Raw genomic sequence first — 14714 nt, 5'->3', positions numbered from 1 at the left:
GTGTCAGACATTGAGTGCTTCGAGGGCGGCCTCGACGGCCAGCACGCCGCCGAGGCCGAGGACCGCGAGCACGGTGGTGTAGGTGGTACGCGCCTTGATGGCGTCGATGACGGAGAGGTTGAAGTACTCCTTGAACATCCAGAAGCCGGGGTCGTTCACATGGCTGAAGGCGATCGATCCGCAGGAGACGGCGAGGACCATCAGCTCGGGGTGGACTCCGCTGTTCTCCAGGAGCGGCTGCACCACACCGGCGGCGGTGACCACGGCGACCGTGGCGGATCCGAGCGCCACCCGCAGGACGACGGCGATGAGCCAGGCGAGGACGATCGGCGAGATGGACCAGTCGTCGGTGAGGTCCTTGATGTAGTCGGATATCCCGCCCTCGACCAGGACATTCTTGAACGCGCCACCGGCCCCGATGACCAGCAGGATCATCGCCATCGCCTGGGCGGCGGAGTTGCAGGAGGCGCTGACCTCGGACAGGCTCCGGCCGATCCGCGGGCCGAACGCCCACACCGCCAGCAGCAGGGTCAGCAGCAGGGCGATCGGCGCCGATCCGATGAAGGTGATGAAGTGCAGGACCGGGCTGTCGCCGGAGACGGCCATGTCGGTCACCGCGGCACCCGCGATCAGCACCACCGGGACCAGGGCCACCGACAGCGACCAGCCCAGGCCCGGCATCTCCTCCTCGGTGAAGGTGCGCTCGCTGACCAGGCCCTTGGGGATCTCGGGGTCCATCCGGCGGACGAACGGAAGGCGCGGCCACACCAGGGCGATCAGCGCACCGGCCGGAACGGCGATGAACAGCCCGTAGAAGAGGGTCAGGCCGACGGAGGCGTGGAAGGTCGAGGCCACCGCGGTGGGCCCGGGGTGGGGCGGCAGGAAGCTGTGCATGGTGGACAGGGCGATGGACATCGGAAGCCCGACCCACAGCAGGTTCTTGCGGGTGACCCGGACGATGGTGAACGCCACCGGCACGATGATGACGAAGGCCACCTCGTAGAACATGGTCACGCCGATGAGCATGGCGGTGACCACCATCGCCACCTGGACCCAGCGCAGCCCGAAGGTGTCGATGAGGGTGTTGGCTATGCGCTGGGCCGCGCCGCAGTCGCCCATGACCCGGCCGACCATGGCGCCCAGACCGACGACGAGCATGGTGTCGCCGATCTGACCCCCGACGCCCTCTCCGAGGACATCGGGGATCTTCTCCATCTCGACCCCCTGCACCAGCGCGACGCCGACGGCCACGAGGAGCAGGGCGATGAAGCCGTTGAGCTTCAGCTTGGTCATGAGGAACAGCAGGATCGCCACGCTGATTCCGACGACGACTAGAGGCATGTCTTCAGTTCCCCTTTGAACTGCGGCCGGTTGAGCCGGAGACTCGAACGGCCGCCAGACGGGCCAAGGAGTCCACGTACATGCACTCCGTCTATATATGAAGATGGAGGCTAGAGGGGTGAACACCACCGGTCAATGGGTATGGCCATGGATCCGTGACCGGCGTCGGTGCGAAACGGTTCTTATCGGGCGCCGAACTCCGCCTTGGCGCCCGTCCAGGCGCGGGCCTGCTCGCTGAGGGTGATGCCGAGACCGGGCCGTGCGGACACCCGCATCCGGCCGTCGCGGATCTCCAGCCGCTCGTTGAACAGCGGCTCCAGCCAGTCGAAGTGCTCCACCCACGGCTCCTGCGGATAGGCGGCCGCGAGATGGAGGTGGATCTCCATCGCGAAGTGCGGGGCGAGTTGCAGATGGTGCTGCTCGGCGAGGGTGGCCAACTTGAGGAACTGGGTGATGCCGCCGATGCGCGGTGCGTCGGGCTGAATGATGTCCGCCGCGTTGTGGCGTATCAGCTCCCAGTGTTCGGCCACGCTGGCCAGCATCTCCCCGGTGGCCACGGAGGTGTCCAGCGAGGCGGCGAGGGCCGCGTGGCCGGCCGCGTCATAGGCGTCCAGCGGCTCCTCGATCCAGACCAGGCCGAACTCCTCGAAGGCGCGCCCCATGCGCTGCGCGGTGGGCCGGTCCCACTGCTGATTGGCGTCCACCATGAGCGGTACGTCGTCGCCCAGGTGCTCCCGTACGGCGGTCAGCCGGCGCAGGTCCTCCTTGCCGTCCGGCTGGCCCACCTTGATCTTGATACCGCCGATTCCGCTGGCCAGGGAGGCCGTCGCGTTCTCCAGCAGCTGCTCGGTCGGCGTGTGCAGAAAGCCACCGGAGGTGTTGTAGCAGCGGACGGTGTCGCGGTGGGCGCCCAGCAACTTGGCCAGCGGCAGCCCGGCCCGCTTGGCCTTGAGGTCCCACAGGGCGATGTCGAAGGCCGCGATCGCCTGGGTGGACAGCCCGCTGCGGCCCACGGAGGCGCCGGCCCACACCAGTTTCGTCCAGATCTTGGCGATGTCGCTGGGGTCCTCGCCGAGGAGGGTGGGCGCGATCTCCTGGGCGTGGGCGAACTGGCCGGGCCCTCCCGCGCGCTTGGAGTAGCTGAAGCCGATGCCCTCGTGCCCCTCCTCGGTGGCGAGTTCGACGAAGAGGAAGGCCACTTCCGTCATCGCCTTCTGGCGCCCGGTGAGCACCTTGGCGTCGCTGATGGGAGTGGCCAGGGGAAGGACGACCGAGGACACTCGGATCCAGGAGACCCGGTCGAGGGTTGCCTCACCTGCCTGCTGCGCGGCGTGCGTTGCCGTATGCGATGTGGTCACCACGTGTTGTCCCTGTGTGTGGGGCCCGTATGCGGGGCGAGTGGATGTCATCGGAACCGCCCCCGGGCGGCCGACGAGCTCCTTTGCAAGCTAAGGTCGCCAGACGATCTACGTCTAACTTAAAATTGGCATGCGTTGATACTGGGAGAGCATCGTTGTTCACGCTCATGCAACTCACCAGCTTTGTGACGGTCGCCGAGGAGCTGCATTTCACCCGGGCCGCGGAGCGGCTGAAGATGACCCAGCCGCCGCTGAGCCGCCAGATCCAGCTGCTGGAGACCGAGTTGCGGGTCCAGTTGCTGGAGCGCACCAACCGCTCGGTGCGGCTCACCCCCGCGGGACGCGCCTTCCTCACCGAGGCCCGCCGCATCCTGCGCCAGTCCGAGCACGCCGTGCTCGCCGCCCAGCAGGTGGCCACGGGCGAGGCGGGGAGCATCGCCATCGGCTTCACGGCGGCCAGCGCCCACTCCGTGCTCGGCACACTGCTGGAGATCGCCCGTGCGGCCATGCCGGGCGCGGAGATCACCCTGCGCGAGATGGTCACCCGTGACCAGCTGGAGGCCGTCACCGAGCAGAGCCTGGACCTGGGCCTGGTGCGGCCCTCGGTGACCGGCCCCGATCTGCGCTCCCGGCCCGCGGCCCGGGAGCGGCTGCTGGCCGCCCTGCCGACCGGACACCCACTGGCGGCGGGCGAAGGGCCGCTGAAGGTGGCCGACTTCGACGGGCAGGAGCTGCTGATGTACTCGCCCATCGAGGCGCGCTACTTCAACGAGCTCCTCATCAGCATCTTCCGCGCCGCCCACGCCACCCCGGTTTTCGCCCAGTACCTGAGCCAGGTCCACACCATCCTGGCGCTGGTGAACGGCGGCTGGGGAGTGGCCCTGGTCCCGGAGACCGCCGCCCGGCCGCGCTACCCGCACATCGTCTTCAAATCGGTGGACCTGACCACTCCGGAGCCGGTGGAACTCAACCTCGTGTGGCGCAAGAACAACGACAACCCGGCCCTGAACGCACTGCTCCGCCACGCGGCCGCCCTTCTCCCCGACCGAGGAGCCCGACCGGCGTGACTCCCAGAACCTCCGGTGGCCCGCGGTGGGGCCCGTTGCCGTAAGGCTCGCGTCGCCCGGCCCACGTTGCGGAGCTACGCTCATAAGGAAGGACTCGGTTCGCCTTCGTCGCCTTCGAAGGGAGCGGTTCCGTGTCCGTCACATCACGCGCGTCGGCTCCGGCGCCGCTGCCCAGACATCGCGAATGCCCCTTCGATCCGCCCGGTGCCTACGCGGAGCTGCGGGAGGACGGCGGGGCCAGTCGGCTGGCCTTCCCGGACGGCAAGGTGGGCTGGCTGCTCACCCGCCACGAGGACGTGACGCGGCTGCTGGCGGACGACCGCTTCAGCTCGGACCGCCGCCGCACCTCCTCACCGGTGCACGCGTTCCCGGTCCGCCCGGACGACCGTCGGATGGTGGGCTCGTTCATCGGCATGGATCCGCCCGAGCACACCCGCTACCGGCGGCTGCTGAGCAAGTGGTTCACCGCCCGGGGGCTGCGGGGGCTGCGACCGCGGATCGAGGAGATCGTCGAGGACCACCTGGCCGCGATGGAGCGCGCCGGTCCCCCGGCCGACCTGGTGACCGCCTTCGCCCAGCCGATCCCGTCGCTGGTGATCTGCGAGCTGCTGGGGGTGGCGTACGAGGACCGGGCCGACTTCCAGCGGTGGGCCACCGTTCTGCTCCGGCTCGGCCGGAGTGAGGAGGAGGTCTACGCGGCCCGGGACGCGCTGTGGGAGTACATGCGGGGGCTGATCGACGCCAAGCGGCAGCGGCCGGACGAGGCGCTGCTCTCGCGTCTCGTGGGCGGCGAGCACGGCGCGCCCGGCGGCCCCGGCAGCGCCACGGCGGCCGGGCTGACCGACGAGGAGCTGACCGGTGTGGGGCTGCTGCTGCTCGTCGCGGGCCATGAGACGACGGCGAACATGCTGGCTCTGGGCACCTACGCGCTGCTGCGCCACCCCGAGCAGTCACGCGGGGTGCGCGAGCGGCCCGAGATGATCGACCACGCGGTCGAGGAGCTGCTGCGGTATCTGACCATCGTCCAGTTCGGGATCGTACGGGTGGCCCGGGAGGACCTCGAGATCGCCGGGGCGCGGGTACGGGCCGGGGAGACGGTGGTCGGGGCGCTGGCCTCGGCCAACCGGGACGCCGCGCGGTTCGCCGCCCCGGACACCCTGGACATCGCCCGCGAGCCGGGCGATCAGATCGCCTTCGGCCACGGCGTTCACCAGTGCCTGGGCCAGCATCTGGCGCGGATGGAGATGCGAACGGCCTACCCCGCCCTGCTGCGGCGCTTCCCCACGCTCCGTCTGGCGGTGCCGCCCGACGAGGTGCCGCTCCGCCACGACATGCTGGTCTACGGAGTCCACCGGCTCCCGGTCACCTGGGACCGGGCCGTCGGTTAGGCGGCCGGCAGGTCCGCCCACCAGGTGATGCCCTCATGGCAGGTTTGGCTGCCGTGGCGCGAGGACAGCGCGGTGACGATGCCGAGCCCGCGGCCGTGCTCATCGGGCTCGATGTCCTCGTCCGCCCGCTGATCGGCGGGGATCGGGCCCCCGTCGGTGACCTCGATGCGCAGGCCGGCCCCGCCCTCGCACTCGGTCCAGCTCAGCCGCAGCACGGCCGGGGGCAGGGCGTGCAGGATCGCGTTGGTGACCAGCTCCGAGATCACCATGAGCGCCTCGTCGAGCCGGTCGGCGGGCAGCTCCCATTCGGACAGCAGCGCGTGCGCCCGCCGCCGTACGGTGGCGACGGCCTCGCAGATGTGCGGGACGGGCAGCACATGGTCGCCGGCCTCGTCCGCCGAGGGCCGGTCCTGTGCCTCATCGCGCATCGCCGTCGGCGGCCGGCCCGGGATTTCGCCGCGGGCGGCGCCCGACGCCGTCAGGGAGTCCGGGTCCGGCGCCTGGGAGCCGATGAGACGGACGTCGGTGAGATCGACGGTCCCCGCGGCCTGCCCGGTCACGCTGTGCCTGGTGATACCGGGCCCGGCGACGCCGGGCGTCGGCAGGCTCAGTTGTTCCGCCACGTCCCCTCCTCTCCAAGACGGGTTTGTCTCTCTGCCGGGCACCCTTCGGGTCACCTTTCGGCATACTGGTCTTCTTGTCCCGATACGGACGCTATGGGCACCAACCGTCGGGGTCAACGAATACGGGTCGGCATTGCCGAACGTTTGGCGTCCTCGCCGACAGGCTGTGCCACTGGCCGAAGAGCTACGATCGCGACATGGCCGGCCCGGTGCAGTCCATCGAGCGGGCGGCGGCGATTCTGCGGCTGCTCGCCCAGGGGTCCGGTCGGCTCAGTCTGGGCGAGGTGGCGGCCTCGCTCGGCCTCGCGAAAGGCACCGCGCACGGCATCCTGCGCACCTTGCAGAGCGTCGACTTCGTCGAACAGGACAAGGCGACGGGGAAGTACCAGCTCGGCGCGGCGCTGCTGCACCTGGGGACCAGCTATCTCGACATCAACGAGCTGCGGTCCCGCTCCATCAACTGGACCGACGCCCTGGCCGCGCGCAGCGGTGAGGCGGTCCGCCTCGGAGTGCCCCTGGAGGGCAAGGTCCTCATCGTCCACCACGTCTTCCGGCCCGATGACACCTTCCAGACCCTGGACGTGGGCTCGCTGCTGCCCCTGCACGCCAGCTCGCTGGGCAAGATCCTGCTGGCGTACGGGGCGACTCCCCTGGAGCCGCTCATGGAAACCGCACTGGAGAGCTACACCCGGCACACGCTCGGCTCCCCCCAGCAGCTGAGCCGGGCGCTGGCCGAGATCCGCGACACCGGGTGGGCGTTCGCGGCACAGGAAATGATGATGGGCGAGGCGGACGTCGCGGCGCCGATCCGCGGACAGGGCGGCCTGGTGGTGGGCGCCGTCGGCATCTCCGGCGCCGTGGACCGCCTCTGCGACAGCAAGGGACGGCCGCATGGCTCGCTGGTCGGGCTGACGCGCGACGCCGCCCGGGCGATCTCCCGCGATCTCGGCGCGACCCGCTGGTGATGCCCCATGCCCTGCTCCAACCCGCCCGAAGGCAGGCCAGGCCATGGTTGAACGCTATGTGATGTCCATCGACCAGGGCACCATGTCCACCCGGTGCATCCTCTTCGACCACCAGGGACGGCTGGTCTCGGTCGGCCAGCGAGAACATCAGCAGTACTTCGCCAGGCCCGGCTGGGCCGAGCACGACCCCACCGAGATCTGGTCCCATCTGCGCCGTGTCGTCGTCCCCCGGGCCCTGGAGGGCGCGGGGATCCGGCCCGAGCAGATCGCGGCGATCGGCATCGCCAATCAGCGCGAGACCACGGTGGTCTGGGACCGCCGCACCGGCGTTCCGGTGGGCCACGCCATCACCTGGCAGGACACCCGTACCAGCGGCTATGTCGAGGAGCTGCGGCGCACCACCGGTGACGACTTCTTCCTGGAACGCTGCGGTCTTTCGCCCACGACCTACTTCTCCGCGCCCCGGCTGCGCTGGCTGTTCGACCATGTCGACGGCTTGCACGAGCGCGCGGAGCGCGGCGAAGTGCTGTTCGGCACGATGGAGAGCTGGCTGATCTGGAACCTCACCGGAGGGCCCGACGGCGGACTGCATCTGACCGACGCCACCAACGCCAGCCGCACCATGCTGATGAACATCCGCAGCCTGGCCTGGGATGATGAACTGCTGGCCTATTTCGATGTGCCCCGGGCGATGCTGCCGGAGATCCGCGCCTCCGCCGAGTGCTACGGCATGGCCCGCGCCCTGCTGCCGGACGTCCCGATCTGCGCGGCCCTCGGCGATCAGCAGGCGGCGCTGTTCGGGCAGACGTGCTTCGCCCCCGGCGAGGCGAAGTGCACCTACGGCACCGGCAGCTTCCTCCTGGTCAACACCGGCACCGAGCTCGTACGGTCCCGGCACGGACTGCTGACCACGGTGGGCTACAAGGTCGGCGGTGAGCCGCCGGTCTACGCCCTGGAGGGCCCGATCGCCGTCACCGGCTCGCTGGTGCAGTGGTTCCGCGACCGTCTGGGGCTGATCCACAGCGCCCCGGAGATCGAGACCCTCGCCCGCGGCGTCGAGGACAACGGCGGCTGCTACATCGTCCCCGCCTTCTCCGGTCTTTTCGCCCCGCACTGGCGCAGCGACGCGCGCGGGGTGATCGTCGGGCTCACCTCGTACATCACCAAGGGGCATCTGGCCCGGGCCGTCCTGGAGGCCACCGGATGGCAGACCCGGGAGGTGGTCGACGCCGTCAACGCCGACTCGCCCCGGCCGCTGCGCCAGCTGAAGGTGGACGGCGGGATGACCTCGAACAATCTGCTGATGCAGTTCCTGGCCGACGTCCTGGACATGCCCGTGGTGCGCCCCATGGTCTCCGAGACCGTCTCCCTCGGCGCCGCCTACGCCGCCGGGCTCGCCTCCGGCTACTGGCCGGATCTGGAGGGGTTGCGCCGCAACTGGCACCGCGCGGCCCAGTGGATGCCCACGATGGACCCGGCGCGGCGGGAGGCGGAGTACGAGAGCTGGCGGCGGGCGGTCGAGAGGTCGCTGGGCTGGGCCAGGTCATAGCCCGGGGCATATTCCTCCACGGCCTGCGCGGGAATCGAGGCGGAACGGGATGTGTGAGTTCCCTGAGGCGGGGTATTCGAGCCAGCCGCGGCTGTTCACTCGAGCCGCTCTGGGACCCAGAAACCCATGAAGACCCAAAACCCGATCCATGGACGGAATCATGACCAGCCCTTCCGATGAAAACGTCTCCGCCACCCAGCAGGCCCTAGGCGAGCTGGCGGCCGACCGGGCGGACGAGTCGGCGCTGAACACCCTTGCCAACAGTGAGGTCCTCCTCCCCTCCGCCGAGACCGGAGAGGAGACGGACCCGCAGGCCGTGACCCTGCCCGTGTTCCAGCAGGAGGACGGCGCGCAGCTGGTACCGGTCTTCACCACTCCGGCCCGGATGCACCAGGCCCTGCCCCAGATCGAGCGGTACCACCTGGTGCCGCTGGGCGCGCTGGCCCAGGGATGGCCCTCCGAGGAGCTGTCGCTGACCATCGACGCGGGCGCCCCGGAGGCGGTCACCCTCTCGGCCACCGGCGTGCGGAGCCTGCTCAGCGGCTCCGGCCCGGCCGCCTGACCCTCCCGCGGCGGCCCGTGCCCCTGCTCCGTACGGGCACGGGCCGCGGCGATGCCCGATCTCGGCGGGCCGTTCGCTGATTGGCCACCGTCCCCACTCATCGTCTACCGTCCCGTGGACAACCGATCACGGAACGAGACCGGCGGGACGGACCACGTGAGCGCGATCAACATCGGACAGGCCGTCGTTCTCGGCGTCGTGGAGGGAGTCACGGAATTCCTCCCGGTCTCGTCCACCGGCCACCTCAAGATCACTGAGGGGCTGATGGACATCCCGGTGGACGACAAGTCCGTCGTGGCCTTCACCGCGGTGATCCAGGTCGGCGCCATCGCCGCCGTCCTGCTGTACTTCTTCCGCGACATCCGCCGCTTCGCCACCGCGTGGGCGCGCGGGCTGGTCAACCGCGAGGAGCGGCATCACCACGACTACAAGTTCGCCTGGTGGGTCATCTACGCCACGATCCCCATCGTGGTGGTGGGCCTGGCGGCCAAGCCGCTGATCGAGGGCCCGCTCGCCTCCCTGTGGGTGGTGGCCGCCTCGCTGATCGTGGGCAGCGGGCTGATGTGGCTGGCCGACCGGATGGGCCGCCACAAGCGCGGGGAGGACGACACCAGCGTCAAGGACGCGATGCTGGTCGGCTCCTCGCAGATCCTCGCGCTGCTCTTCCCCGGCTTCTCCCGCTCCGGCGCCACCATGTCCACCGGCCTCATGCTCGACCTGGACCGGGTGGCCGCCACCCGGCTCTCGTTCTTCCTGGGCATTCCGTCGCTGACCGGCGCGGGGCTCTACGAGCTCAAGGACGCCATGGGCGGTGGCGTGGGCACGATGCCGCTCGCGGTGGGCACGGTGGTGTCCTTCGCGGTGGCCTACGCCTCCATCGCCTGGCTGCTGAAGTTCGTCGCCAAGCATTCGTTCAACGCCTTCGTGATCTACCGGATCGTGATCGGGCTGGCGCTGTTCGGGCTGCTCGGCGCGGGTGCCCTCAACGCCTGACGCCGTCGCTCCAGCGGCTCGCCGGATAGTCGACATAGCCGCCCGCCCCGCCGGTGTAGTACGTGCCCGGGTCACCCGCCGCCAGCTCGCGGTCCAGGGCGAACCGGGCCACGAGGTCGGGGTTGGCCACGAAGTGGGTGGCGTAGGAGACGGCGTCCGCGAGCCCGGCCCCGATCACCGCGTTGCCGGTCTCCCGGTCGAAGCCGTGGTTGGCGATCAGCGGGCCGCCGAAGAAGCGCCGGTAGCGGGCGAAGGCATCGTGGTCCGGGGCGGCGCCCGGCGCGGCGGGGGCCGGTCCGCGCAGATGCAGATAGGCCACGGGGTGGTCGCGCAGCTCCGCCACCAGCGCGTCGTAGTCGGCGAGCGTCCGCTCGTCGGCGGTGAACCGCTCCGCGGTCCAGTACGGCGACAGGCGCACGCCCACCCGGCGGCCGTCCCAGGCCGCGGCAGCCGCGTCCACGATCTCCATCAGCAGTCGCCGCCGCCCGGCCGGGTCGCCGCCGTAGGCGTCGCGGCGGAGGTTCAGCCGTGGATTGAGGAACTGCGGGATCAGGAACGAGCCCAGGGCGTGCACCTCGACGCCGTCGAAACCGGCGCGCCGGGCGTTCACCGCGGCCGCGCGGTACTCCGCGACCGTGTCCCGGATGTCCGTGATCGTCATCTCCCGTGGGGTGACCGTGGCCTTGGGACCGTTGGGGGTGTGGGTCCGCTCCCGGGGGTCGACCGCCGACGGACCGGCCGGAAGGGCGCCCCCGAGGTGGTCGGGGTGCGAGGTGGCGCCGGTATGCCACAGCTGAAGCACGATCCGGCCGCCGAGGGCGTGGACGACATCGGTGACCCGCCGCCACCCGCTGATCTGCTCCTCGCTCCAGACACCGGGGACGTTCGGGAAACCGATGGCCCGCTCGCTCACCCAGGTCCCCTCGGTGACGATCAGCCCGGCCCCGGCCCGCTGGCCGTAGTAGTCCGTGTGCATTCCGTTCGGGACCAGCCCCGCGCCAATGGCCCGGGCCCGGGTCATGGGCGCCATCACCACCCGGTTGGGCAGCTGGAGGTCCCCCAGCTCCACGGGGCGCAGCAGCGGCTGGTCCAGAACGGTCGAACAGGTGGTGGTCATGGTGTCTCTCCTCGTCACCTCTGCCGCGTGGGATACGTCGTGGTTACGTCTGAGGAAGTGACGGAGCGCGGCGAGGAAAGGTGACCGATGGACGGGCGGAAACCGGGGGACGCGGGGAACGCGGACGGGCGGAAACCAGGGAACGCGGGGAACGCGGACGGGCGGAAACCAGGGAACGCGGGGAACGGGCGGAACGCGGACGGGCGGAAACCGGGGAACGGACAGCGTCGGCACCCGCAGGACGGGCTGGCGGAGCGCTTCGAGGCCCACCGCGGCGGGCTGCGGGCGGTCGCCTATCGGATGCTCGGCTCGCTCAGCGAGGCGGACGACGCCGTGCAGGAGACATGGCTGCGGCTCAGCCGTGCGGACGCCGAGGCGGTCGGGAACCTGACCGGCTGGCTGCGTACGGTCGTCTCCCGGATCTGCCTGGACATGCTGCGCTCCCGCACCGCGCGCCGGGAGGAGCCGGTCGGCCAGGAGCTGCCCGAGATGGCCCGGGAGACCGGGGACGGTGGCGGCGGCGGTCCGGAGGACGAGACGGTGCTGGCCGACTCGGTCGGCAGGGCGCTGCTCGTGGTGCTGGACACGCTGGGTCCGGCCGAGCGGATCGCCTTTGTGCTGCACGATGTGTTCGCGGTGCCGTTCGACCGGATCGCGCCCATCGTGGAGCGCTCACCGGTCGCCGCGAAGAAGCTGGCCAGCCGCGCCCGCCAGAAGGTGCGGGGCATCGCGACGGTGCCCCGCGCCGAGCTGGACCGGCAGCGGCGCACCGTCGACGCCTTCCTCGCCGCCGCCCGCGGCGGGGACATGGCGGCGCTGCTCGCGGTGCTGGACCCGGATGTCGTCCGGCGCGCCGACCGCGCCGCCCTGCCCGAGGGGGTGCCCACGGTGGCCCGCGGTGCGCGGGCGGTGGCGGAGGAGACCCGCGGTTTCGCGCCGAGGGCGCGGTTCGCGGAGCCCGCGCTGGTGAACGGGTCCGTGGGGGTCGTCGTGGCGCCGCGCGGCCGGCTGCTCCTCGCCCTGACGGTCACCGTCGAGGACGGGAGGATCGCCGCGTACGAGGTGATCGCCGACCCCGCGCGGCTGAGCCGTCTGGAACTGGGCCTCCTCGACGACGTACGGCCGCACGTAGCCTCGGCCCATGGGTGATTCACTGCCGTATCTGATCGTCGCCGGTGTGCTCGCCGCGCTCATGGGCTTCCTCGGCTGGGTGGCGTCCCTCGCCCGGCGCCGTGGCGCCACCGGGGCGGCCTTGCGGGCGGCTCTGGCCTCCCACGACGAGGCGTTCCGGGTGACCGCGTACGACTCCCACCACGAGATCGTGGCGCAGGCTGAGCGCAAGGCGCCGGTCCTCTCCCCCGACGGGCAGTGGACGCCGAGCCACACTTTGGCGGGCGCGGCGGGCGGTCGGACCTCCGGACCGCGAGCGCCCCGGGCCCGGCGGGGACTGCTGCGCCGGTGGGGCCGCCGGGTGCGGAGGCGCTGAGGGCCCGGTGGGGCGGCGGGGCATCCGGCGGAGCCGCATACCGATGCTTTCCCCTCCCCGCCCCTTCCGCAGCATGCATGTGCGGCTCCGCCGCGTGGCAGGGGCTCCGCCCCTGGAACCCGGGGTCACGGGGCGAAGCCCCACCACGCGGCGGAGCCGCATACCGATGCCACGGGAAGGGGCGGAGCCCCGAGTCCGGGGGCTGGGGCGGAGCCCCGGTTTCGGGGTCTGGGACAGAGCCTTGGTCCGGGACCTGAGGCCAAGCCCCCAGTCCAGGGCCTGGGACAGAGCCGCGACTCCAGGGCCTGAGGCAGACCCCCGGTCCAGGGTGAGACTGAGCGCTTCACCTGGCCCGTGAGCGGTGTAGTTGGCCCTTCTGTGCGGTGCTGTCTTGCTGACCACCTCGTCGCGGTGGCGGATCAGGAATTCCAGCAACGTGAACTCCCGTGCAGTCAGCGCGAGTTCCCGTCCCGCGCGGCGGCACCGGCGAGAGGCGGGGTCCAGGGTGAGGTCGTCGGCAGCGAGCACTGCGGGCCTGGCCGGTGCCCCGCGGCGCAGTAGCGCCCGCAGGTGTGCGACGAGCACCACGTAGGAGAACGGTTTGCTGAGGTAGTCGTCGGCCCCGATGTCGAGGGCGTCCGCTTCGTCGTACTCGCCGTCCATGGCGGTGAGCATCAGCACCGGGGTCCATACGCTGGCCGCCCGCAGCCGCTTGAGGATCTCGTACCCGGATAGCCCCGGCAGCATGATGTCCAGCACGATGACGTCGTATGGCTCGTTGACGACACGCCAGAGCCCGTCCACGCCGTCGTAGGCGACATCGGTGGCGAAGCCCTCCTCGGCGAGGCCGTGAGCAAGCGCCGCGGCGAGCCCGCGTTCGTCTTCGATGACCAGAACCCGCGTGATCGCCTCTCTTGCCACTCTACGCCACACCGTACGAGCGGCGAGCTGAGAGGAGGCTGAGGACCGGAGCGCTCCTCAGCCTCCTCTCAGCCGCGTCGTGACAGGATGGGACGTGCCCGGCAAGAGCAGCCGCATCCAGCGGCTGGTACCCACATGACGGCCCCGGTCGGCATACCCGCCGCTTCCATCTCCCACGCACTCCGACGACCGGGAGGACAAGACCCGCGCGGACCGCGACAACATCCAGCAGGGCGTCCAGAACGCCTGCGAACACGAGCGCTGGAGAGCGCCGGAAAGTCCGGCGACGGCCCTGACGGCCACGCCAACTCCCCTAAACGCCGTCGATCATCAGTTCGCCGCTGGCAGCACCCGCCCGGGCCACGGGCGACACAGCCAGCACAAGATCGCTTGCTTCGAGGGATCGACCCACGATGTCCCGAAACTGTCCCTGATCGCCTCGTGGAGGCAGGGATGGGAGAAGCCGATGAACAGGATTCCCGTGAGCAAGTTGCCCAGGGTGGGCGCATTGTTCTGGGCGATCAAGATCGTGGCAACCACGCTCGGTGAGTCGGTATCGAACTACGTGGCGATCACTCCGATGAAGCTCGGCTACGCCGCCGCCGTGATCATTTTCTTCACGGCATTCGCGCTCACGCTGATTATGCAGCTGAGGGCCGACCGGTTTAGACCAGCGGTGTTCTGGTCGGTGATCCTGATGACCAGCATCGTCGGTACGGCAACGTCAGACTTCATGAACCGCACCGTCGGGCTGGGCTACACCGGCGGCGCGGCCGTGCTGACCAGCCTCCTGGTGATCGTACTGATCGGCTGGCGGGCGACCGGGCTGACCATGGACGTGGAACGGATCGACACCACCAAAGGTGAGATCTGGTACTGGACCGCGACACTGCTGTCCAACACGCTGGGAACCTCCAGCGGCGATTTCCTATCCCACAGCGTCGGCCTGGGCTTCCGGGGCAGCGCTCTGGTGCTGTCCACAGCGATGCTGCTGATCCTCGCCGCCCACTATCTGACGCCGATCTCGGGCACCGTGCTGTTCTGGACGGCCTACGTACTCACCCGCCCGCTCGGGGCGGTCGCGGAGAACACGGTGGAGAAGCCCGTAGCCCAGGGTGGACTCGGGGTGGGAACCACCATCACCTCCGCCGTTCTGCTTGCTGTACTGGTGATCCTGGTCGGCTACCAAATGCTCACCCACCGCCAGCAAACCCTGACGCTGGACACCGCGGCAGTCCGGAGATGACACGCTCCACGAGGCGTTTGTGGTGTCCGACGGATAGCGGCGACGGCAATGCGGGTGTCCCTGGACATGACCGAGACGGCCCGCCGACGGGGGGGGCG

General features: G+C 70.4%; 13 protein-coding genes and 1 pseudogene. 9 read left to right on the top strand and 5 right to left on the bottom strand.

Features of this window, described 5'->3' with window-relative positions; translation table 11 throughout:
* Nucleotides 1–3 precede the first annotated feature (3 nt).
* Together KHP12_RS47070 and KHP12_RS47065 are read right to left on the bottom strand one after the other, a co-directional pair.
* Entirely contained in the window at nt 4–1341 is a 1338-nt protein-coding gene (locus KHP12_RS47070) for a gluconate:H+ symporter (RefSeq protein WP_037964641.1), read from the bottom strand.
* 182 nt (nt 1342–1523) lie between these two features.
* Entirely contained in the window at nt 1524–2702 is a 1179-nt protein-coding gene (locus KHP12_RS47065; protein WP_086882250.1) for an L-talarate/galactarate dehydratase, read from the bottom strand.
* Nucleotides 2703–2854: 152 nt separating this feature from the next.
* On the opposite strand from KHP12_RS47065, the gene KHP12_RS47060 reads away from it, so the two are divergent.
* Both KHP12_RS47060 and KHP12_RS47055 read left to right on the top strand, forming a co-directional pair.
* Entirely contained in the window at nt 2855–3766 is a 912-nt protein-coding gene (locus KHP12_RS47060; RefSeq protein WP_086882251.1) for a LysR substrate-binding domain-containing protein, read from the top strand.
* A 131-nt stretch (nt 3767–3897) separates the two neighbouring features.
* Entirely contained in the window at nt 3898–5154 is a 1257-nt protein-coding gene (locus KHP12_RS47055) for a cytochrome P450 (protein WP_086882252.1), read from the top strand.
* Here KHP12_RS47055 and KHP12_RS47050 read toward each other — a convergent pair.
* Complete coding sequence (locus KHP12_RS47050; RefSeq protein WP_308289538.1) at nt 5151–5777, bottom strand: ATP-binding protein; 627 nt, start codon at nt 5775–5777, stop codon at nt 5151–5153. The two genes, KHP12_RS47055 and KHP12_RS47050, sit on opposite strands and share 4 nt — an antisense overlap.
* Before the next feature lie 197 nt (nt 5778–5974).
* On the opposite strand from KHP12_RS47050, the gene KHP12_RS47045 reads away from it, so the two are divergent.
* The 4 genes from KHP12_RS47045 (at nt 5975) to KHP12_RS47030 (ending at nt 9846) form a co-directional block, all read left to right on the top strand.
* The gene (locus KHP12_RS47045; protein WP_086882253.1) at nt 5975–6742 is read left to right on the top strand and encodes an IclR family transcriptional regulator; all 768 of its coding nucleotides are present in this window, start codon (nt 5975–5977) and stop codon (nt 6740–6742) included.
* A 43-nt stretch (nt 6743–6785) separates the two neighbouring features.
* A complete protein-coding gene (gene glpK, locus KHP12_RS47040; protein WP_086882254.1) occupies nt 6786–8291 on the top strand; it encodes a glycerol kinase GlpK in 1506 nt (501 codons plus the stop codon).
* A gap of 160 nt (nt 8292–8451) precedes the next feature.
* Nucleotides 8452–8853 (top strand): SseB family protein, encoded by a 402-nt coding sequence (locus tag KHP12_RS47035; RefSeq protein ID WP_037964666.1) that lies wholly within the window; start codon nt 8452–8454, stop codon nt 8851–8853.
* Between the two features lie 156 nt (nt 8854–9009).
* The gene (locus tag KHP12_RS47030) at nt 9010–9846 is read left to right on the top strand and encodes an undecaprenyl-diphosphate phosphatase (protein ID WP_211834655.1); all 837 of its coding nucleotides are present in this window, start codon (nt 9010–9012) and stop codon (nt 9844–9846) included.
* On the opposite strand, the gene KHP12_RS47025 is transcribed toward KHP12_RS47030, so the two are convergent.
* Nucleotides 9836–10963: an alkene reductase gene (locus tag KHP12_RS47025; RefSeq protein WP_211834654.1), complete on the bottom strand. Its 1128-nt coding sequence runs from the start codon at nt 10961–10963 to the stop codon at nt 9836–9838. The two genes, KHP12_RS47030 and KHP12_RS47025, sit on opposite strands and share 11 nt — an antisense overlap.
* 87 nt (nt 10964–11050) lie before the next feature.
* Between KHP12_RS47025 and KHP12_RS47020 the strand changes: the two genes are divergently transcribed.
* Nucleotides 11051–12112: a sigma-70 family RNA polymerase sigma factor gene (locus tag KHP12_RS47020; RefSeq protein ID WP_211834653.1), complete on the top strand. Its 1062-nt coding sequence runs from the start codon at nt 11051–11053 to the stop codon at nt 12110–12112.
* Complete coding sequence (locus tag KHP12_RS47015; RefSeq protein ID WP_208653027.1) at nt 12105–12449, top strand: hypothetical protein; 345 nt, start codon at nt 12105–12107, stop codon at nt 12447–12449. Before KHP12_RS47020 ends, KHP12_RS47015 begins: the two co-directional genes overlap by 8 nt.
* 387 nt (nt 12450–12836) lie before the next feature.
* Here the strand turns inward: KHP12_RS47015 and KHP12_RS47010 are convergent.
* Nucleotides 12837–13355: pseudogene (locus KHP12_RS47010) on the bottom strand (response regulator transcription factor); the annotation flags it as partial.
* Nucleotides 13356–13836: 481 nt separating this feature from the next.
* On the opposite strand from KHP12_RS47010, the gene KHP12_RS47005 reads away from it, so the two are divergent.
* On the top strand, nt 13837–14616 hold the full coding sequence (locus KHP12_RS47005) for a COG4705 family protein (protein WP_211834652.1): 780 nt from the start codon (nt 13837–13839) through the stop codon (nt 14614–14616).
* The last annotated feature ends 98 nt before the right edge of the window (nt 14617–14714 follow it).

Source organism: Streptomyces asiaticus (assembly GCF_018138715.1).
GTDB classification, from domain to species: Bacteria; Actinomycetota; Actinomycetes; order Streptomycetales; family Streptomycetaceae; genus Streptomyces; species Streptomyces asiaticus.
Note: the sequence above shows the minus strand (reverse complement) of the source record. Positions and strands in the feature narration are given on the sequence as shown.

Excerpts from the sequence above, each read along its gene's own strand:
- KHP12_RS47070 (WP_037964641.1), bottom strand. The coding sequence starts at position 1,341 with ATGCCTCTAGTCGTCGTCGGAATCAGCGTGGCGATCCTGCTGTTCCTC.
- KHP12_RS47045 (WP_086882253.1), top strand. The coding sequence starts at position 5,975 with ATGGCCGGCCCGGTGCAGTCCATCGAGCGGGCGGCGGCGATTCTGCGG.
- glpK (WP_086882254.1), top strand. The coding sequence starts at position 6,786 with ATGGTTGAACGCTATGTGATGTCCATCGACCAGGGCACCATGTCCACC.
- KHP12_RS47035 (WP_037964666.1), top strand. The coding sequence starts at position 8,452 with ATGACCAGCCCTTCCGATGAAAACGTCTCCGCCACCCAGCAGGCCCTA.
- KHP12_RS47025 (WP_211834654.1), bottom strand. The coding sequence starts at position 10,963 with ATGACCACCACCTGTTCGACCGTTCTGGACCAGCCGCTGCTGCGCCCC.
- KHP12_RS47020 (WP_211834653.1), top strand. The coding sequence starts at position 11,051 with ATGGACGGGCGGAAACCGGGGGACGCGGGGAACGCGGACGGGCGGAAA.
- KHP12_RS47015 (WP_208653027.1), top strand. The coding sequence starts at position 12,105 with ATGGGTGATTCACTGCCGTATCTGATCGTCGCCGGTGTGCTCGCCGCG.
- KHP12_RS47005 (WP_211834652.1), top strand. The coding sequence starts at position 13,837 with ATGAACAGGATTCCCGTGAGCAAGTTGCCCAGGGTGGGCGCATTGTTC.